This is a genomic window from Streptomyces sp. NPDC052023, assembly GCF_044548465.1.
GTDB lineage: Bacteria > Actinomycetota > Actinomycetes > Streptomycetales > Streptomycetaceae > Streptomyces.
Map to the genome: position 1 here is coordinate 152,366 of NZ_JBIUBW010000006.1, position 19,671 is coordinate 172,036.

Annotated in this window: 16 protein-coding genes and 1 riboswitch; of the genes, 9 read left to right on the forward strand and 7 right to left on the reverse strand. The window is 71.3% G+C overall.

All coding sequences use genetic code 11. The features are described 5' to 3' along the window. Positions 1-71: 71 nt before the first annotated feature. Both ACIHCM_RS15520 and ACIHCM_RS15525 read left to right on the forward strand, forming a co-directional pair. Entirely contained in the window at positions 72-1,424 is a 1,353-nt protein-coding gene (locus ACIHCM_RS15520) for an SWIM zinc finger family protein (protein WP_399895046.1), read from the forward strand. 436 nt (positions 1,425-1,860) lie between these two features. Further along, positions 1,861-3,432, forward strand: coding sequence for a DUF5691 domain-containing protein (locus ACIHCM_RS15525; RefSeq protein ID WP_399895566.1), 1,572 nt, complete (start codon positions 1,861-1,863; stop codon positions 3,430-3,432). A gap of 384 nt (positions 3,433-3,816) precedes the next feature. Here the strand turns inward: ACIHCM_RS15525 and ACIHCM_RS15530 are convergent, their stop codons facing one another. Next, on the reverse strand, positions 3,817-4,233 hold the full coding sequence (locus ACIHCM_RS15530; RefSeq protein WP_399895049.1) for a cobalamin B12-binding domain-containing protein: 417 nt from the start codon (positions 4,231-4,233) through the stop codon (positions 3,817-3,819). A 647-nt stretch (positions 4,234-4,880) separates the two neighbouring features. On the opposite strand from ACIHCM_RS15530, the gene ACIHCM_RS15535 reads away from it, so the two are divergent. Beyond that, the gene (locus ACIHCM_RS15535; RefSeq protein ID WP_399895053.1) at positions 4,881-5,774 is read left to right on the forward strand and encodes an esterase/lipase family protein; all 894 of its coding nucleotides are present in this window, start codon (positions 4,881-4,883) and stop codon (positions 5,772-5,774) included. Positions 5,775-6,097: 323 nt separating this feature from the next. Continuing rightward, positions 6,098-7,753, forward strand: coding sequence for a M23 family metallopeptidase (locus ACIHCM_RS15540; RefSeq protein WP_399895056.1), 1,656 nt, complete (start codon positions 6,098-6,100; stop codon positions 7,751-7,753). 60 nt (positions 7,754-7,813) lie between these two features. On the opposite strand, the gene pcrA is transcribed toward ACIHCM_RS15540, so the two are convergent. Next, a complete protein-coding gene (pcrA, locus tag ACIHCM_RS15545; protein WP_399895059.1) occupies positions 7,814-10,297 on the reverse strand; it encodes a DNA helicase PcrA in 2,484 nt (827 codons plus the stop codon). 338 nt (positions 10,298-10,635) lie between these two features. Then, positions 10,636-10,805, forward strand: a riboswitch (cyclic di-AMP (ydaO/yuaA leader). Positions 10,806-10,812: 7 nt separating this feature from the next. Here pcrA and ACIHCM_RS15550 point away from each other — a divergent pair. Beyond that, positions 10,813-11,994, forward strand: a complete 1,182-nt coding sequence (locus ACIHCM_RS15550; RefSeq protein WP_399895062.1) for an NlpC/P60 family protein — start codon at positions 10,813-10,815, stop codon at positions 11,992-11,994. 114 nt (positions 11,995-12,108) lie between these two features. Here the strand turns inward: ACIHCM_RS15550 and ACIHCM_RS15555 are convergent, their stop codons facing one another. Next, entirely contained in the window at positions 12,109-12,462 is a 354-nt protein-coding gene (locus ACIHCM_RS15555; RefSeq protein WP_399895065.1) for a hypothetical protein, read from the reverse strand. A 460-nt stretch (positions 12,463-12,922) separates the two neighbouring features. Between ACIHCM_RS15555 and ACIHCM_RS15560 the strand changes: the two genes are divergently transcribed. After that, positions 12,923-13,990, forward strand: coding sequence for an NlpC/P60 family protein (locus tag ACIHCM_RS15560; RefSeq protein WP_399895069.1), 1,068 nt, complete (start codon positions 12,923-12,925; stop codon positions 13,988-13,990). A gap of 31 nt (positions 13,991-14,021) precedes the next feature. Here the strand turns inward: ACIHCM_RS15560 and ACIHCM_RS15565 are convergent, their stop codons facing one another. Together ACIHCM_RS15565 and ACIHCM_RS15570 are read right to left on the reverse strand one after the other, a co-directional pair. Continuing rightward, positions 14,022-14,216, reverse strand: coding sequence for a DUF397 domain-containing protein (locus ACIHCM_RS15565; RefSeq protein WP_399895072.1), 195 nt, complete (start codon positions 14,214-14,216; stop codon positions 14,022-14,024). Then, complete coding sequence (locus tag ACIHCM_RS15570; RefSeq protein WP_399895075.1) at positions 14,213-15,031, reverse strand: helix-turn-helix domain-containing protein; 819 nt, start codon at positions 15,029-15,031, stop codon at positions 14,213-14,215. Before ACIHCM_RS15570 ends, ACIHCM_RS15565 begins: the two co-directional genes overlap by 4 nt. Positions 15,032-15,162: 131 nt before the next feature. On the opposite strand from ACIHCM_RS15570, the gene ACIHCM_RS15575 reads away from it, so the two are divergent. Then, positions 15,163-15,600: an ATP-binding protein gene (locus tag ACIHCM_RS15575; protein WP_399895078.1), complete on the forward strand. Its 438-nt coding sequence runs from the start codon at positions 15,163-15,165 to the stop codon at positions 15,598-15,600. Positions 15,601-15,624: 24 nt separating this feature from the next. Here ACIHCM_RS15575 and ACIHCM_RS15580 read toward each other — a convergent pair whose 3' ends face one another. Both ACIHCM_RS15580 and ACIHCM_RS15585 read right to left on the reverse strand, forming a co-directional pair. Continuing rightward, on the reverse strand, positions 15,625-16,371 hold the full coding sequence (locus tag ACIHCM_RS15580; protein ID WP_399895081.1) for a LuxR C-terminal-related transcriptional regulator: 747 nt from the start codon (positions 16,369-16,371) through the stop codon (positions 15,625-15,627). Then, the gene (locus ACIHCM_RS15585) at positions 16,368-17,666 is read right to left on the reverse strand and encodes a PspC domain-containing protein (protein WP_399895084.1); all 1,299 of its coding nucleotides are present in this window, start codon (positions 17,664-17,666) and stop codon (positions 16,368-16,370) included. The genes ACIHCM_RS15580 and ACIHCM_RS15585 overlap by 4 nt, the downstream gene beginning before the upstream one ends. Positions 17,667-17,845: 179 nt before the next feature. Between ACIHCM_RS15585 and ACIHCM_RS15590 the strand changes: the two genes are divergently transcribed. Together ACIHCM_RS15590 and ACIHCM_RS15595 are read left to right on the forward strand one after the other, a co-directional pair. Continuing rightward, positions 17,846-19,321, forward strand: a complete 1,476-nt coding sequence (locus ACIHCM_RS15590; RefSeq protein ID WP_399895087.1) for a PspC domain-containing protein — start codon at positions 17,846-17,848, stop codon at positions 19,319-19,321. Beyond that, positions 19,308-19,547 (forward strand): hypothetical protein, encoded by a 240-nt coding sequence (locus tag ACIHCM_RS15595; protein WP_399895090.1) that lies wholly within the window; start codon positions 19,308-19,310, stop codon positions 19,545-19,547. Before ACIHCM_RS15590 ends, ACIHCM_RS15595 begins: the two co-directional genes overlap by 14 nt. Positions 19,548-19,671 lie beyond the last annotated feature (124 nt).

Below are 19,671 nucleotides of genomic sequence, written 5' to 3' on the forward strand. Positions count from 1 at the left end.
ACAATGCGTTCTGACCTGCACAAACGCGCTCGCCGGACCGATTGTCAGTGGGGGGATCTACCTTCGATGGCATGACTCAGCAGGGGGTGCGCTGGACGGCGGATCAGGTGCTGGCACTGGCGCCTGACGCCGCGTCACGCAAAGCGGGAAGCAAACTCGGAGCGGCCGGGCCGTGGTCCGAGACGGGGAGTTCGGACGAGGGGACGGTATGGGGACTGTGCAAGGGCAGTGGCAGCAAGCCGTACCAGACGGTCATCGACATCGCGGACGCGTCCGGCCCCGCGTACAAGTGCAGTTGTCCGAGCCGCAAGTTCCCGTGCAAGCACGCGCTCGGTCTGCTGCTGCTCTGGTCGGGCGACGACGGCGCGGTGCCGCCGGGCCAGGCACCGGACTGGGCGGAGCAGTGGACGGCGGGCAGACGGCAGCGGGCCGAGGGGAAGCGAACGCCGGGCACGGCGGGTTCGCCGGCTTCCGCCGACCCGGAGGCGGCCCGGCGCAGGGCCGAGCGCCGCGCCGAGCGGATCACGGCGGGCGCGACGGAGCTGGAGCAACGCCTGGCTGACCTGTTGCGCGGCGGCCTGGCCGCGGCCGAACAGACGGGGTACGGACTCTGGGAGGAGACGGCGGCCCGCATGGTCGACGCCCAGGCACCCGGACTGGCCGCGCGGGTACGGGAGTTGGGGGCGATTCCGGCTTCGGGTCCGGGCTGGCCGGTGCGGCTGCTGGAGGAGTGCGCGCTGCTCCACCTCCTCGACCAGGGCTGGCTGCACCGCGACCGGCTGCCGGAGAGCCTGGCGGCGACGGTGCGTTCCCGTATCGGCCTGCCCGCCTCGGCCGACGGACCGCCGCTGCGCGACCGCTGGCTTGTCCTCGCCCAGTACGACACGGCGGACTCGCGGCTCACGACGCGCCGGATCTGGTTGTACGGCGCGGACTCGGGCCGCACCACCCTTCTCCTCTCTTACGGCGCGGCCGGCCGCGCCCCCGAGCTCGCGCTGCCGGTCGGCCTGGCCCTGGAGGCGGAGGTGTCCGCCTACCCGGGCGCGGGCCAGGTGCGCGCGGCCCTGGGAGAGCAGTTCGCCCCACCGGCACCGGCGTCGATGCGGCCGCCGGGCGTCACGACGACCCAGGCCGCCTCCCGCTACGGCGAGGCGCTCCGCTCCGACCCGTGGCTCGACTCGGTCCCGGTGACCCTGGAGCGCGTCATACCCACCCCGGACGGCGACTCCTGGCAACTGGCCGACGCCGACGAGGACACCGCGCTGCCCCTCACCCCGGCCGCCCGCTCCCGTCCCGGCCTCTGGCGTCTCGTCGCCCTCTCGGGCGGCACCCCCGTCAAGGTCTTCGGCGAGTGCGGGCACCAGGGCTTCACGCCACTGACGGCGTGGCCGCAGGAGGCGGGACCGGCGGTGCCACTGTGCTGACCCTTCCCCTCTCCGCCGCAGGCCGGCGCGCCGGCGGCAACACCACGCGTCGGCAGGCACTGCCGTCCTCCGAGAGAACACGCGCGAACTCCAAGGGCATGAAACGGAAAGGACTCTCGTGAACACGATCGCGACAGTGGACCCGCCCGCCCCGGACACCTCCGCCGGGCACGCCCACGAGGCCGCCACTACCCCGCAGACCGCCACCACCCCGCACACCGCCACCACCTCGCAGACCGCCACCACCTCGCACACCGCCACCACCTCGCACACCGCCACCACCTCGCACACCGCCACCCCCTCGCACACCGCCACCACCTCGCAGAAAGCGACCCCTTCGCAGACCGCCACCCCCTCGCAGAGCGGCACCACTTCGGAGGCCGCCGGCAACTCGCAGGCCGGCAGCCCCTCGCAGAACACCACCGTCTGGGAGGACCTGGTCACCACCGCCCTGCTGGGCACCGACCGGCGCACACCGCCCCCATCGGCCCGCGTACCCGGCCGGGAGGCACCGGTGGCCCTGCTGGACGCCGCCGCCGCGGAGACCGTGCGGCGCCGGGCAGGCGTGCGCCCCGCCCGTGCGGCAGCCCGTCCGGAGCCCGCTCCTGCGGACCCGCGCCCACCTCTCCCCGCCGCCGCTGCCCGCAGGCTCGCCCTGCTGCTGGCCGACCGCCCAGGGGCAGCCGGTGGGGGCCGCAGAGGCACGGCACCAGACCTCATGGAGCTGTTGCCCCAATGGCTCGCGCTGGCCAACGCCCGCCAGTACGCGGCGCCCCCGGAGGCGCTGCCCGCTCTGCTGGACGCCGCCCGCGGCCGTACGGACATCCGCCCCGCCGTGCTGGCCTTCGCCGGTCCGCGTGCCCTGTGGCTGGCCCGCCTCAACCAGGACTGGCGCTTCGCCCTGCGCGCCACCCCGGGCGGTGGCACGGCGCTGCCGCACCTGGAGGACATGGAGAAGGTGCGGCAGCTCTGGCAGGAAGGCCTGTTCGCCGAACGGGTCTCCCTCCTGGCCGCCCTCCGCGCCCGGACGCCCGCCACCGCACGAGAACTCCTCGCATCGACCTGGGCGACGGAACGTGCCGAGGACCGCCTGATGTTCCTTGACTCCCTTCGTACGAATCTCACGGCCGAGGACGAGCCGTTCCTCGAGCAGGCCCTGGCCGACCGGAGCCGCAACGTACGGGCCACCGCGGCAGAACTGCTCTCCGCACTGCCGGGCTCGGCGCTGGCCGCGCGGATGGCTGTCCGGGCGGGCGCGTGCGTGGCCGTGGACCGCACAGGGGCGACGCCGACGCTCACCGTCGAGGCACCGCACGAATGCGACGCGAGCATGGAGCGGGACGGTGTGGTCGCCAAGGCCCCGGCCGGACGCGGTGAACGTTCCTGGTGGTTCGGTCAGCTGGTGGAGGCGGCGCCACTCACCACCTGGCAGGCCCGGCTGGGCGGTCGTACACCACAGGAGATCGTCGGGCTCCCGGTGGCCGACGACTGGCAGGCCGAGTTGCACGCCGCTTGGTGCCGGGCCGCGTGCCGGCAGGGCGACGCCGAGTGGTCCCGCGCCCTGCTCGGTACACCCTCGGCACCGGAGGCCGGCGGCCCGGGCGCGGTGTCGCTGGCCGAGCGGGCCAAGCTGCTGGACACCCTGAGAGCCGGGGAGCGAGCCGACTGGGTCGCGGGATTCATCGGTACGCACGGCCTGTCCGAGGCGTTCCAGCTGCTGGGGGCCTGCTCGGTGCCGTGGTCCGCGTCTCTCGGGCGGGCGGTCGTCGACGCCCTGAACATCGCGCGGGACGCGGGAAGTTACCCGTGGAGTTTCAGCGGAGTGATGGGCCTGGCCGAGCGCTGCCTCGACCCGGCCGAGGCGAACCACCTCGACGGCCTCCTGGCGATACCCGAGGAACCGGAGAACGCGTCACCAGGAGCGGGCGGCTACTGGGCCGAGGCCTTCCAGCGCCTCGTCACGACCCTGCGCCTTCGCGCGGCGATGGCGCAGGAGCTGGTGCCCTGACGGGCGCGGACCGGGATGGCGGGGTGACCTGCCCCATCACGCGAACGGAGTACGCGCCACGCCCCGGCAGCGACGCACTCCACGCCCCCCACCACTCGCACCACTGAAAAGGAGCACGCATCGAGGCCCCGGGTCACGTCGAAGAGCACGGACCACGAAGACGGGCCACGAAGCTGCCGAGGAGACAGCCGCCTCACAAGACCCGGCCACGCCTCCAAGCACTCGGGGAGCCCACCGAGCACTCACCGCCCTCAAACCCACCCCATCACCCGAACGGAGCAACCTCCCGGGACGAACCTCACCGCCCCGGTACGCACCCGCCCGGCCGCAGGCGGCGGAAGCACGCCGCCGGATCACCCGCACCCTGCCTCACCAGCGCAGACGTCACGCCCCCGCGGGCTGCCGTACGTTCGCCCGTACCCACTCCACGATCGACGTGGTGGTCGCCCCGGGCGTGAAGATCTCGGCGACACCCTTCTCCTTCAGCGGAGCGATGTCCCCCTCGGGGATGATGCCGCCGCCGAAGACCAGGATGTCCGCCGCGTCACGCTCCTTGAGGAGGTCGATCACGGCAGCGAAGAGCGTGTTGTGCGCCCCGGAGAGGATCGACAGGCCGATGGCGTCGGCGTCCTCCTGGATCGCCGTGCCGACGATCTGCTCGGGGGTCTGGTGAAGCCCGGTGTAGATGACCTCCATACCGGCGTCCCGCAGCGCGCGGGCGATCACCTTCGCCCCGCGATCGTGGCCGTCGAGCCCCGGCTTTGCCACCACCACGCGGATCGGACCGGCTGCCACACCCATCACTGCCTCCATGAAGCGAATACATCCATCCGTACCGACAAGTACCGCACAGTTCCCTCATGCCCGTACGCGTGGCGCGCCACCCGCGCCCACGGCCCCGGCACGTTCGCCGGACCGCACCTCCACCGAGGAAGTGAACGAACGTTATCGCTAGCAGCCCATCACCGGCAGTTTTACGATGTGGACCGAGGGGGAAATCACATAGTGGGACACATTCGTACGCGCGGAGTTCCACGGAACCCGCGCCACGGGAGCCGCAACGAGGCGCCCCACCCCCGCGCCGCGAGCCGCGCGCCACGGGCGGTGAGGCACATCGACGCAGGTACGAAGGGCATCAAGGGCACGTAGCGCAGGCCACAGAATCCATCACCGAAACCGCACCAGCCTCACAGCGCACACGAGGCCTCACTGAACGGCACGACCCCGCACAACAGCAGACAACCGGCCCGGAGCGCACACCCCGCGACCCGCCGTCGGCCCACCAGGACATCCGAACCTGCACACCCCGTACCACCCGTACCCAGCGCACATCCCGAACCACCCAGCGCTTCGCCCCACCCTTCGCGCCCCGTCGATCCCCCACCGCGATTCCCACGGACGCACACGAGGGACAAGGCCGTCCACCGTGTGCCGACGGGAGGTCGGCCATGAAGGTCACGCAGGTCACCAGGGCTCTGCAGCCCTTTGAACCGCTCTACCGGCAGCTGCTCCCGATCCCAAGCAGCCTGGCGGGACTCTCAATGGCCCTCCTGAAAGCAACCGCCCTGGAGATCGCGATTCTGGCCGGGCACCTGATCCTGTACCCCTCCGGCATCATCCAGGAGCGCCGTGCGCCGGTTCCCCGGCTCTCCGTCCCCGAGGGTGCCGCCCAACTCCCGACGGAGGGCAAACCTCCGGTCGTACTGCTGCACGGCTTCATCGACAACCGCTCGGTCTTCCTGCTCCTGCGCCGCTCCTTGGCCCAGCACGGCAGGCAGCAGGTCGTATCGCTGAACTACTCGCCGCTGACCTGCGACATCCGCACGGCCGCCAAGCTGCTGGGCCGGCACATAGAGGAGATCTGCGAGCGCACCGACAGCAGGCAGGTCGACATCGTGGGCCACAGCCTCGGCGGACTGATCGCGCGCTACTACGTGCAGCGACTCGCCGGTGACGCCCGCGTCCGCACCCTCGTCACACTCGGTACGCCGCACTCCGGCACCCGGGTCGCGCCCCTGGCGAACGCGCACCCCATAGTGCGCCAGATGCGCCCCGGCTCCGCCGTCATCGAGGATCTGGCGCTGCCCACGCCGGGCTGCCGTACCCGGTTCGTGAGCTTCTGGAGCGACCTCGACCATCTGATGGACCCGCTGGAGACGGCCTGCCTGGAGCATCCGGACCTGCAGGCGCAGAACATCCGGGTGACCGGTATCGGCCACCTCGCGCTTCCGGTGCACCCCGCCGTCGCGTCCGGGATACGCCAGGCGCTCGACGGCGTCTACCACGGCACCGCGGAAGACGCCCGGCCCACCGCGCACGACGGCGGCCTCACCGTGGCCTGAGCCGCCCGGCCGTTCCCACCCGATCGCCGCTCGCCTGCCGCCGCCCGGTTACCCGTCGGCCACCCGCCGGCCCCGTCCGGTCACTCCCTGGTCATGCGACGGCAACGGGGTCAGTCGGCCAACTCATCGCCCCGACAGGGCCATCCGGGTCGAACAATCTTCGAACACAAAGCCAAAGCCGTGCCCGCAGTCCCCCGAAACACGGCCGAATGCCCGTTTCCTGCGTGCGCGAAACCTGCAGAAGATTGTCGTGCCCGCGTACCGCCGGGTACAGTCGCCGCACTGCTCTGCCAGCCCCTGTTGTCGAGGCGAAAGAGAAGTTGGTGAACGACCGTCACCCGTCGGGGGCCATGACCTCCCCGGCTCCGGCTTCCGAAGCCGCCGCGACGCCTTACGCGTCGTACGGCACCCAGGAAGCCCAGTACGGCGACTTCACCACATATTCCACCTACCCCGCCAACGGATTTGACGTCGGCGGGCACGCGGCCCCGGCCGCCCCGACCGCCACCACGACCTTCGAGGCCGACCCCCTCTTCGGCGATCTCGCGGGAACCGGGCACGGCACCGGCACGTACGACGCCACCCAGTGGTCCACCGGCGCCCATCACACGGTCGCCTACGACCCCTACGCGGCCCAGCACCAGGCCACCTACGGCACCGGTACCTACGACACGTCCTCCTGGACCGGCGACCACCAGCAGCTCCCCCTCATCCCGCCGCAGGCCGGCTCGGTCGACGCCAGCGGTCAGTGGGACGCGAGCGCATGGCTCCAGCCCGAGCAGGGCGGCCCGGCCGACCGGACCCAGCAGTGGGAATGGGGCACCCAGGTCTTCGACACCGGCGCCTACGACGCCACACAGTGGAACTCCGACGGCGGCCAGGGCCCGGCCCACGCCACCGACGAGTACGACCGGCACACCGAGGCCTTCCACCACCAGGCCGAGTCGTTCCCCCAGCAGGCCGGATCCTTCGACCAGCACACCGGCGAATTCGACCCGCACACCGGCGAGTTCGACCCGCACACCGGCGAATTCACCCAGCAGAACAACGACTTCACGCAGCACTCCGTGCCCTTCGACCAGCAGGCGACAGCGACGTTCGAGCAGGTCGGCCCCGGCGAAACCGGCCACGACGACGAGCCGGACAGCACCGGTGAGACATCGGCCGCGCCCGTCCTCCTCGACGACCAGGAGGAGGTCACCCCCGCCCCGGTCGGCCGGGCGGCCGGCCGGAGCGGCACCCGGTCCCGTCGCCGTACGCCCGCCAAGCGCTCGGCGCTGCTCACCGTCGCCGTGCCCTCGGCCTGTGTGATGGGCGTGGCGGGGATCGCCGCCGCCTCCGTCGGCACCTTCACCGGCGACGAGCAGGACGCGACCACGACGACGGCCGCGGACGCGCAGCCGGTGAAACCATCCGCCGCCAACAACCAGCTGGACACCCAGCTCGCCAGCCTCACCGCGGAGGCGGACGACTTCGGCGACCGCGTCAGCCGTACGCAGGAGCGCATCGACCTCAAGGCGCAGCAGGAGGCCGAGAGGAAGCGTGCGGCGGAGGAGGCGGCCCGCAAGGAGCGGCTCCGCCCGAAGTTCGCGCTGCCGGTCGCCCAGCACGGGCTCAGCGCCTACTACGGACAGTCCGGTATCAACTGGATGTCCGTGCACACCGGCATCGACTTCCCCGTGGCGTACGGCACGACGGTGATGGCCGCGACGGACGGCACGGTCCGCACGGAGTACAACAGCGCGTACGGCAACATGATGATCGTGACGGCGATGGACGGCACGGAGACGTGGTACTGCCACCTCTCCAGCTACCAGGTCGCCTCCGGTACGACCGTCAAGGCCGGCGACGCGATCGCGTACTCCGGCAACTCCGGCAACTCGACCGGCCCGCACCTGCACTTCGAGGTGCGCCCGGGCGGCGGCGCGGCGATCGACCCGCTGTCCTGGCTGCGCAGCCACGGGATCGACCCCTCGTAACCCGCGACGCGCGGGCGGGCGGGGGCTCCATGACGGAACCCCCGGACCCGGCCCGTACCGCTACAGCTTCTCCACCGGCGCGTACCGCAGCAGCAGCCGCTTCGGCTTCGTGTCCCCGAAGTCGATCGTCGCTTCCGCGTTCGCCCCCGTACCCTTCACTGCCACGACGGTGCCGAGCCCGAACTGATCGTGCGTCACCCGGTCTCCCACCGACAGCGCGACCACCGGCTGTTCGGCCGTCCGCCGGGTGGCGAAGCCGGAGGCGCCCGACGCCGAGGAGCGCGAGCGGGACGAGGACAGCGAGGCCGCCACGCCCGAGACCGGGCCCGCGGGTGCCGCGGGGGCACCCGTCCGCTTCCAGTCCACGTGCGCCGCGGGGATCTCCTCCAGGAAGCGGGACGGCGGGTTGTACTGCGGCTGGCCCCAGGCGCTGCGCATCACCGACCGCGTCAGATACAGCCGCTCCCGCGCGCGGGTGATACCGACGTACGCGAGCCGCCGCTCCTCCTCCAGTTCCTTGGTCTGGCCAAGGGCGCGCATGTGCGGGAAGACGCCGTCCTCCATGCCGGTGAGGAAGACGACCGGGAACTCCAGGCCCTTGGCGGTGTGCAGGGTCATCAGCGTGATGACGCCGTCGCCGTCCTCCTCGTCCGGGATCTGGTCGGAGTCGGCGACCAGCGCGACCTGCTCCAGGAAGTCCGCCAGCGTCCCCGCCTCGCCCTCCGCGCGCTCCTGCTCGAACTCCAGGGCGACGGCGGCGAGTTCCTGGAGGTTCTCGATCCGGGTCTCGTCCTGGGGGTCGGTGGATGCCTGCAACTCGGCGAGGTAGCCCGTGCGTTCGAGCACCGCCTCCAGGATCGTGGCGGGTCCGGCGCCGGACTCGACGATCGTACGGAGGTCCTCCATCAGCGTGTTGAACCGCTTGACGGCGTTCGTGGAGCGGGCGGCCATGCCGTACGCCTCGTCGACCCGCTTGAGCGCCTGCGGGAAGCTGATCTTCTCGCGCTGGGAGAGCGCGTCGATCATGGCCTCCGCACGGTCGCCGATGCCCCGCTTGGGGACGTTGAGGATGCGGCGCAGCGGGACCGAGTCCTCCGGGTTGGCCAGCACCCGCAGGTAGGCCAGGACGTCCCGGACCTCCTTGCGCTCGTAGAAGCGGACGCCGCCGACGACCTTGTAGGGCAGTCCGACGCGGATGAAGATCTCTTCGAAGACACGGGACTGGGCGTTCGTACGGTAGAAGACGGCGACGTCGCCCGCCTTCGCGTCGCCCGCGTCGGTGAGTCGGTCTATCTCGTCGGCGACGAACTGCGCCTCGTCGTGCTCGGTGTCGGCGACGTAGCCGGTGATGCGCGCGCCCGTCCCCGCGTTGGTCCACAGGTTCTTGGGGCGGCGGGACTCGTTGCGCTCGATGACGGCGTTGGCCGCGGAGAGGATCGTCTGGGTGGAGCGGTAGTTCTGCTCCAGCAGGATCGTGGTCGCGTCCGGGTAGTCCTCCTCGAACTGGAGGATGTTGCGGATGGTCGCGCCGCGGAAGGCGTAGATCGACTGGTCGGCGTCACCCACCACGCACAGCTCGGCGGGCTCGAGGTCGCCCTCGGCGGGCGGCACGTCGACGTTCTCGGCGGCGCGCTCGCCGGTGCCGACGAGTTCGCGCACGAGGGCGTACTGGGCGTGATTGGTGTCCTGGTACTCGTCGACCAGGACGTGCCGGAAGCGGCGGCGGTAGTGCTCGGCGACGTCCGGGAACGCGCGGAGCAGGTTGACCGTCGTCATGATCAGGTCGTCGAAGTCGAGGGCGTTCGCCTCGCGCAGACGGGACTGGTACAGCGCGTAGGCCTGGGCGAGGGTCTTCTCGAAGCCGTCGGTGGCCTGGGCGGCGAAGTCCTCCTCGTCGATCAGCTCGTTCTTGAGGTTGCTGATCTTGGCGCTGAAGGACTTGGGCGGGAAGCGCTTGGGGTCGAGGTCCAGGTCGCGGCAGACCAGCGACATCAGACGCTTGCTGTCGGCGGCGTCGTAGATCGAGAAGGACGAGGTGAAGCCGAGCTTCTTGGACTCCCGGCGCAGGATGCGCACGCATGCGCTGTGGAAGGTCATCACCCACATCGCGTTCGCCCGGGGGCCGACGAGCTGCTCGACGCGCTCCTTCATCTCGCCCGCGGCCTTGTTGGTGAAGGTGATCGCGAGGATCTGGCCCGGATGCACCCCACGCTCGGCGAGGAGGTGGGCGATGCGGTGGGTGAGGACGCGGGTCTTTCCGGAGCCGGCGCCGGCCACGATGAGCAGGGGGGAGCCGGAGTGGACCACGGCGGCACGCTGGTTGTCGTTCAGCCCCTCCAGAAGCGCGGCGGAGTCCAGGGCGGGGCGCGGGGCGCCGTCGCGGTAGTAGGCGTCCCGGTCCGGGGGTGCGTCGAACTTCCCGCCGAACAGATCGTCCGGAAGCGGCTCCGGAGCGTGATCGTCCTCGGGCGGCGGCGGAGGCTCCTCGCGGGCCCGTGGGGCCTGGAGGTCCGCCAGGAAGCTGTCGTCAAAGAGGCTGCTCATCGCTCTCCGAGTCTAGGGCGCCCCACCGACAACCCGTGGCCACCCCGAAAAGATGCCGGGCCCTGAAGCCGGATGATCTCTCCGAGGGGGCCGGATCCGGACACGAGAGAGGCGGGCGCCCCACGGGGACGATCTCGCGCACCCGCACCCGCACCCATCCGCACCCGCACCCACCACACCCTCACCGTCCGAACACGCTCTCACGCGGGCCGTGACGGCTGACTGAAGGTCACGAAAATGTATCGGGCATATCACCCACCAACCTTCACACGGGCCACACAAGTTGGCTACCGTGCCGGGCAGGCCGCCCGACTCTCACCGGCGAACGTCGCCGGGCCGTGCGGCCTCCGCCGAGTCCGGTGCGCCCAAGGCAGCCGGAGCCGGGGACCCAACCGAACTTGGGGTGAATCGGCCCATATCCCTCCTGGGAGCGGGCCGTAGGGCAACCCTTCCGAACCACCCGCCCGAACCCGACAGCTAACCCGGTAGGCGGCAGATGGAAGGAGTCGCCTCCTTTGGCGTCGCACCGCAAGTCGCGCTCCACCGGCGCGCGGGTAGCAGGCATACGCACCCCGGCCCTCGCCACCGCTGCCCTGACCTCCGTGGCCCTGCTCTCCCAGACCGCCAACGCCGAGCCCTCGGCCGACGACAAGCCGAGCCTCGAGGAGGTCGAGAAGAAGGTCGACGATCTCTACCGCCAGGCGGAGTCGGCGACCGAGAAGTACAACGCGGCCAAGGAGAAGACCGCGAAACAGCGCAAGCGCGTCGACACCCTCCTGGACGACGTGGCCCAGCGCACACAGAAACTGAACGAGGCGCGTGAGGAACTGGGGACGTACGCCGCCGCCCAGTACCGCACCGGGGCCTCGGTCCCCGACACCGCCACCTTCCTGCTCGCCGACTCCCCGCAGGACTACTTCGACCAGAGCCAGCTGATGGGCCGCCTGACCAGCCATCAGAAGGACGCGGTCGACGAGTACTTCACCGAGCAGTCCGCGACGATGAAGAAGCGGCAGGAGGCCACCCGGAGCCTGGACACCCTCACCGAGTCGCAGAGCGATCTGCGCACGGCCAAGGCCACCGTCCAGAAGAAGCTGGCCGACGCGCGGACCCTGCTGTCGGAGCTGACCGCCGAGGAGAAGGCCCGCCTCGCGGCCATCGAGAAGAAGAAGCAGGAGGAGGCCGAGCGCAAGGCCGCCGAGCTCGCCCGGCAGCAGGCGGAGGAGCAGCGGCGCCAGGAGGCGGCTCAGCAGGAGCAGGAGTCGGCGGGCGGCGGTGGCTCAGCGGGCGCGGGCACCGAGGCCGGCTCCGGCACCTCCACGCCGGACTCCGCGTACGGCACCAAGGCGGAGAAGGCGCTCGCCTTCGCCCGCGCACAGATCGGCAAGCCGTACGTCTGGGGCGCCACCGGCCCCGAGTCCTACGACTGCTCCGGCCTGACCCAGGCCGCGTGGAAGGCCGCCGGCGTCTCGCTCCCCCGCACCACCTACGACCAGGTCAACGCCGGAACGACGGTGTCCGTCGCCGCCGCCCGGCCGGGCGACCTGGTGTTCTTCTACGACGACGTCACCCACGTCGGCCTCTACATCGGCAACGGCATGATGATCCACGCCCCGAAGCCGGGCACGTACGTCCGCGAGGAGTCGGTCTTCTACGACGGCGAGTCCTCCATCCACAGCGTCGTCCGCCCGGCCTGACACCGGCGCCGAAAGGCGCTCCGGCGTGCGCTCCGGGACGCTCTCCGGGGAGGCCGTCGAAGGGCACGCGCGCGTGCGGCGGATTTCCGCGGCACGCGCGCGTGGGGCGGATCGTCAGGTCCAGAGCACGGCGATGAAGACGTTCGCCGTGGTCAGGAGTCCCACCAGGCCGAACATGCCCTTGTCCACCTTCTCGTCGTCCCGCTTCACATAGACGAGGCCGAGGATCACGATCAGCAGCGCCAGCTTCACGCCGATCTTGATGTTGTCGACGGGCTGGTCGTCGGCCTGGTTGAGGCCCACCAGGATCACGCCGGTGACCAGCATGGTCAGCGCGCCGTGCAGCATCGCGGGGACGAATCGTGCGGTGCCCTGTCCCATCGCCTTCATCTGGGTGAGGAAGCCACCGAGCAGGGAGGCGATGCCGATGATGTGCAGGCCGACGAAGAGGTGGATGAGTACGTCCATGGGGCCGGAGCCTAATGAGGGGGCATCGGGCCCCCGACACCGGGTCACCCACGGCACGCCCACCCGGCGGCTGCATATATGCGCCCCATAGCATCCTCGGGCTTCCACCCGCCCCGGAATCGCCGCATCGGTCATCGCACTGCGTGAAGACGATGGCCCCGAATCGCGATCTCGGTCACATACGGTCACCCGCCGCTCCTCTGCCGTCACTTCCGCACAAGACGTCACCACGCCGACACGCCCGGGTTTAGCGTCCTCCACCAGGTGACCGGCACCCCACCACCGCCCCTGGCCAGAGGCGGCAGCCGGGCACCACCGCCGAGAAGGTCCGGCGGCGCCCCGCATCCCCTGTGCGGGGCGCCGCCGGACGCGTCAGCCGCCCCGGAGCGGTCGTACCTCCAACCGGTGGCCGCACGGAACCGGCGGTCGCCCGAGTCGTACGAAAGGACGTGCAGTCCACGTGGCAGCGCACCGCAAGCCCCGACCACGCTCGGCCCCCGGCACCAGGGCCCGCACGGCGGCGACGATCGCCCTTGCGGGCGCGGCGACCGCGACGGGTCTCGAGGGGACCGGTCACGCCGAGCCTCAGCTGACGCCGGGCCAGGTCAAAGCCAAGGTGGACCAGCTGTACCAGGAGGCGGAGGTCGCCACCGAGAAGTACAACGGCGTGAAGGAGCAGACCCGGGCGGCACAGCAGCGGCTCGGCAGCCTGCAGGACGAGGCGGCCCGCAAGGAGGACCGGCTCAACTCCGCCCGGGACGCGCTCGGTTCGTACGCCGCCGCCCAGTACCGGGACGGCGGCCTCGACCCCGCGCTGCGACTCGTGCTGTCCGACGACCCCGACCGGTATCTCGACGGCGCCGCCTTCGCCGAACGCGCGGGCGACCGGCAGGCGGCAGCCGTCACACGCGTCCGCCGGGAGCTGCGGGAGATCGAGCAACTGCGCGGCGCCGCACGCGTCGAACTGAACTCGCTCCAGTCGCGGCGCGCCGAGCTGAAGCGGCACAAGAAGACCATCACCGGAAAGCTGGACGAGGCACGGCGGCTGCTGTCCCGGCTGACGGCCGAGGAGCGGGCGCGGCTCACCCAGGACGACGGCACGGACCGCGCCTCGCGCGCCTCGGCGGCCGGCCGCGACACGCTCCAGGCTCCCGGCTCCGCCGTAGCATCGGCGCCCAGCTCACGCGCCGCGGCTGCCGTCTCGTACGCCTACCAGAAGCTCGGCAGCCCCTACGTCTGGGGCGCCACCGGCCCCAACGCCTTCGACTGCTCGGGCCTGACCCAGGCCGCGTACCGCTCCGCCGGGGTCGCCCTGCCGCGCACCACCTACGCCCAGATCGACGCCGGCCGCCGCGTCTCGCGCGCCGAACTGGCCCCCGGCGATCTGGTGTTCTTCTACTCCGGCATCAGCCACGTCGGCCTCTACGTCGGCAACGGCCAGATGATCCACGCCCCCAACCCCTCGGCCCCGGTCCGGCTGGCCCCGATCGACCAGATGCCGTTCGCGGGGGCGACGCGGGTGGTGTAGCGCGCCCCCGCCACGGACCTCGCCTCGAAGCTCAGGCGCCGGTTCGGGCGTACGCGACGAAGGCGGCCCAGGCGGCCCCCGCGACGGCCAGTTGGGGACTCCGTGCGCCGAGCTTCGAGTCCCGGAGGTGGATGGTGCGGGGCTCGGTGTCGAGGGCGGCTTCCAGGCAGTTGCTGCCCTCGCTGTCGCTGTAGCTGGACTTGAACCATGTCAGGCGGTCACTCACTGCTTTTCCGCCACCCCTCTGATGAATTCGGCAGACTCCTCAACACTGAGCGCGTGCATGCGGATCATGTCATGTTTGCGACACAGCTCACTGACCTTGCCAGGGTTGACGTACAGAGCACTCGTCCCCTGGCCCTCGGCAAAGGCATAGAGCTCGTGCTCCTCCGTCTCCAGCATGACGATCGGCCCGTTGAGCGCAACACCCCCGCAGCGACCGAACGGCAGGACCTGGATGGCCACGTTGCGAAGCCGGCCGACGTCCAACAGATGCCGCAGTTGCTCGCGCATGACCTCCGCTCCGCCCACACCCGTGTGTAGCGCGGCTTCGTAGACCAGGAAGCCGTACATCACGCCGATCTTCCGCCTCAGCGCATCGGCCCTGCGCAGCCTGGCGGCAACACGTTCGCTCACGGTCTCGTCGTCCAGCGGCGGGCAACTCCCCCCGATCAGCGCCTGCGCGTAAGCCTCCGTCTGCAACAGCCCCGGAATCAGAAGAGGCTCGTAACAGGAGAAACTGATCGCCTCCGCCTCGATGGCCATGAACTCCTGCGACCTGGCGGGAAACGGCTCCGGCTTCAGATACTCCTGTGCCGCGACCAGCTTTCCACCCGCCCCGCACACCTGGTCCGCGACCTGCAACAGCCGCAGCGTGGGCCGACGGCGGCCGTTCTCCATCGACTTGACGTACTCGTAGTCGTAACCGGCCTCTTTGGCCAACGCCTCCCTTCCGACGCCGGCCTCCGTGCGCCACATCTTGATCTGGCTGCCGCAGTACCGCCACGCGATCGGCGGCTGGGAGTTCACCTCGGTCGTCACGCACACCTCCGCCGGGACCATCCCGGGTACGGACACACGCTGTACCCGCTTCGTCACTCGTGAGGCTAACGCGCGAGCCGGGACCGTGATCTCGCCCACCGCGAAACAGTGACGCAAGGGATGAACAGCGCATGCAAACTCCGTGGCCGCTGCCCACGACCGCTCCGAAGGACATCGAGTGGCGGCTGCCCCGTCACGCCCGCAGCGTCGGGCGGGCACGCCGTCTGTTCCGCGAACAGGCGGCTTCCTGGGCGCTGCCGCCGGATCTGACGGACACGGCGGAACTCGTTCTCAGCGAGCTGATGACGAACGCTTACCGCCACGCGAAGGTCCCGGCCGGCCGCGAGATCCGGGCCCGCTGCCTCCTCACGGCGGACCGCCTTCGCATCACCGTGACGGATGCCGACCGCACGCTGCCGACCGTGGCGGAGGCCTCCCCGGAGGACGAGTCGGGCCGGGGCCTGGCGCTGGTGACGGTGCTGGCGCAGGACTGGGACGCTCAGGAACGGGAGTGCGGCATCGGCAAAGAGGTGTGGTGCGAACTCGCTTACGACGCCCCCTACTCGTAGCCACCGGGGACCGCTATCCGACGATCACACCAGGCGCCGCGCCGTCGCCCACCGCGTCAGCTCGTGCCGGTTGGAGAGCTGGAGCTTGCGCAGCACCGCCGAGACATGGGACTCGACCGTCTTCACCGAGATGTACAGCTGCTTGGCGATCTCCTTGTAGGCGTAGCCGCGGGCGATGAGCCGCAGGACCTCCCGCTCGCGCTGGGTGAGCCGGTCCAGGTCCTCGTCGACCGGCGGGGCGTCGGTGGAGGCGAAGGCGTCGAGCACGAAGCCGGCGAGACGCGGTGAGAAGACCGCGTCGCCCTCCTGGACCCGGAAGATCGAGTCGACCAGGTCCGTGCCGGTGATCGTCTTCGTCACGTATCCCCGCGCGCCGCCGCGGATCACGCCGATCACGTCCTCCGCCGCGTCCGAGACGGACAGGGCGAGGAACCGGACCGGCTGTTCGGCGTCCGCCATCAAGGGGGCGCAGCGGCGCAGCACTTCGACTCCGCCGCCGCCCGGCAGATGCACGTCGAGGAGGACGACCTCGGGACGGGTCGCGGTGATGACCGTGACCGCTTGGTCGACGTCCGCGGCCTCGCCGACGACCTCGACGCCGGTCTCGTGGGTCCGGCCGATCTCGGCCTGCACGCCCGTGCGGAACATGCGGTGGTCGTCGACGAGCACCACACGCACGTGCCGTCCTCCCACGCCGCCGCCCGGTGTCTGTGCGGGCTCGGCCGACTCCTCCGCTCCCGCCGTCCCGTTCGCCTCGGTCGGGTCGCTCATGACGTCTTCTCCGCCCTCTCCATCTCCAGCTCGACCTCCGTACCGCCGCCCGGCACCGCCCTGAGCCGGGCCGTACCGCCGTTGCGCTCCATGCGGCCGATGATCGATTCTCTGACGCCCATGCGGTCGGCGGGTATCGAGTCGAGGTCGAAGCCGGGACCGCGGTCCCGGACGGACACGAAGACCGTCTTTCCCTCGACCTCGGCGTAGACCTGCACGGCGCCGCCGTCGCCACCGTACTTGGCGGCGTTCACCATTGCCTCGCGCGCGGCCTGCATCTGTGCGCCGATCCTCTCGTCGAGCGGGCAGTCCCCGACCACGACGACCTCTATGGGGACGCCGTGCTTGTCCTCGATCTCCGCGGCGTTGCGCCGTACCGCTTCGGCGAGGGTGGCCGGCTCGTCCGCCTCGTCCTTACCGGTGCCCTCCGGTTTGTACAGCCAGGTGCGCAGATCGCGCTCCTGGGCGCGGGCGAGGCGCCGCACCTCGCCGGGGTTGTCCGCGTTGCGCTGTATCAGCGTGAGGGTGTGCAGCACCGAGTCGTGCACGTGGGCGGCGACCTCCGCGCGCTCCTGGGCGCGGATACGCATCAGGCGCTCCTCGGAGAGGTCCTGGGTCATGCGGACCAGGTAGGGACCGGCGAGGAGCGTTATACCGACGAGCACCGCGAGGGCCGCCTGGAGCACGGAGCCGAGGTGGGCGGCGGAGCCCTGGAGCACGAAGACACCGGTGACACCGGCCGTGACCAGCAGCACACCGGCGACCGCGCGCAGGAGATTGAGGGTGCGCTTGCGGCGGCCGACCTCGACCCAGCGGGCCCGGCGGGCGTTGTCCGCCTGGCGCCAGACCAGGGCGACGCCGGCGCCGGCCAGCACGGCCGGCAGGAGGTAGGCCTGGGCACCGCCGCCCAGGTTCACATTGCCCACGAAGACCATGGCCACGACGACCATGAGGAGCAGGGCGACGATCTGGCCCTTGTCCGGTCTGCGGGCGACGAGCTTCTTACGCCCGTCGGGAGAGGTCTCGGTGGCGACCAGGGAGGGCGGCTTCTGCGCCTCGACGCCGCCGACGCCCAGCGGCACGAAGAACCAGAAGGCGGCGTACAGCAGCGCGCCGAGACCGTCGGCCGTGAACAGGCCGACGAACACCAGGCGCACCCAGATCACGGGCAGGCCGAGATGACCGGCGAGCCCCCGCGCCACGCCACCGAGCCAGCGTCCGTCACTGCTGCGGTAGAGCTTGCGCGGCGGCCGCGGCTCGTCGAGCGGCGCTGCTGCGGTTGCGGCTTCCGGCATGCCACTGATGGTCACACGGCCGGCGGACCGGAGCATCAGGGTCGACCCCCGAGAGTCCCCTGATCTTCGAACTGCGGGCCGGTCGAACGCCTCCCCCGCATCGACTCAGGGGTGATATCAGGGTCCGGCCAGGGTCGTACCGACTCCCGCGGCGGCGGCTCGCCCGTCACCATGGACCCATGACTGATCACCAGCACGCCGCGGATGCCGTGCCCGACGCGGGCGCCGCGTCAGACGCCGCGGCCGCGAGCGCAGCGGGTGAGGAACCGCGCGCGCACGGGGGCGCGGGCGCGCGCAGGAACAACGACGCGCCCACTGCCAGCGGGACCGGCGTTCCCGGAGGTACCGGCGTTCCCGGAGCACCCGAGGAGCCCGTGCCGCCGGCGCCTCCGCACCGGTTCCGGCGGGACCGGCGGCACAAGACGTTCGCCGGGGTGTGCGCCGGGCTGGGGCGTCAGTGCGACATGGATCCGGTGATCTTCCGCATCACCCTCGCGGTGCTCTCCGCGACCGGCGGTATCGGTCTCATCTTCTACGGCTTCGCCTGGCTCTTCGTCCCGTATGACGACGAGGACGAGAACGAGGTCCGCAAGCTTCTGACCGGCCGCGTGGACGGACAGGCCCTCACCGCCGTGCTGTTCGCGCTGGTCGGCTGCGGAGTCTTCCTGGCGATGCTGAAGAACGGCGGTGTGCTGACCTTCGCCGTCATACTCTCCCTCCTCCTCGCGGGCGCCGGTTACTGGTCGCAGCGCCGGGGAGCCCCCGATCCGGACCCGCTGGCCGCGCAGGCCGTGGCGGACGCCCCGCCGGAGGCGCAGGCACCGCCGGTCGCCGCCGCCTACCCCTCCTGGTGGCGGGACCCGATCGTCAAGGACGGCACCCACGTCGGTGGCACCGGGTATCTGTGGGGCCCGAGCGACTCCGCCGACCGCGACATCGCCGCTGCCGTCAACATCAGCTTCGGCCCGGACACCGGCCCCCCGGCCCCGCTCCCCCCGCGCACCGCGCAGCCCAAGCAGCGCGGCCCGCGCTGGATAGGCGGCTGGGTCTTCCTGTTCGCCCTGCTGGCGGGCGCCATCGGCACGCGCCTGACATGGCAGGAGCAGCCGCTGGGGACCAGCCTGCAGACCGGCCTGGCCTGCGCGCTCGCCGTCATCGGGCTGGGCATCGCCGTCAGTTCGTTCCTGGGCCGTACCGGGGCGGGGTCGATCTTCCTCGCAGTCCTCACGGCGGGGCTGCTCGCCGCGGCGGCGGCATTGCCCAAGAACATCGGCACGGAGTGGATGAGGACGACATGGCGACCGGCCGCGGTGGCCGAGGTGGAGCCGAGATACGACCTCGGCACCGGCGTCGGCACGCTGGACCTGACCCGGCTGAACCCGGCCAAGGGCACCACGGTGTCCACGGACGCCGAGGTGGGTGTGGGCCGGTTGCTGGTGATAGTGCCGCCGGACGTCACGGTGCGGGCGCACATCGGCGTGGGGGTGGGCGACATCCAGTTGCCGGGCGAGCGGAAGCAGGACGTGGACGTGGAGCCCGGTAAGTACCGGGAGGTGACACTGGCTCCGGCGCCCGGCGGGAAGGGCACCGGCACGGTGGATCTCGATCTCAAGGTGGGCGTCGGTCAGGTGGAGGTGAGTCGTGCCGCGTCATGAGTTCCAGCCGGGCCGGCTGGTGGCGGGGGTGGTCTTCACCACGGCAGGTGTCCTGTACGCCGGTGACGCGAGGGGCGCCTGGGAGACGCCGTGGTTCGTGTTGCTCCCCCTCATGGTGGGTGGCCTGTGCCTGGCCGCCGTGGCGGGCATGCTGGGCCGTGGCATACGCCGCCGCGCGGCCGGCCGCGCGAACCGCGCAGAGAGTTGGGCGAACGCGCCACGCTGAGACGCTCCGCCCGGGGCCCGGAGGGCGCGCGAGCGGCCCGCACCCGGCACGCCTCGCTGACGGCCCACCAGGGGGCGCCGGGACCGGGAGGAGCGAGGCTCGACCGGCCTCGCAGCACCCCTCA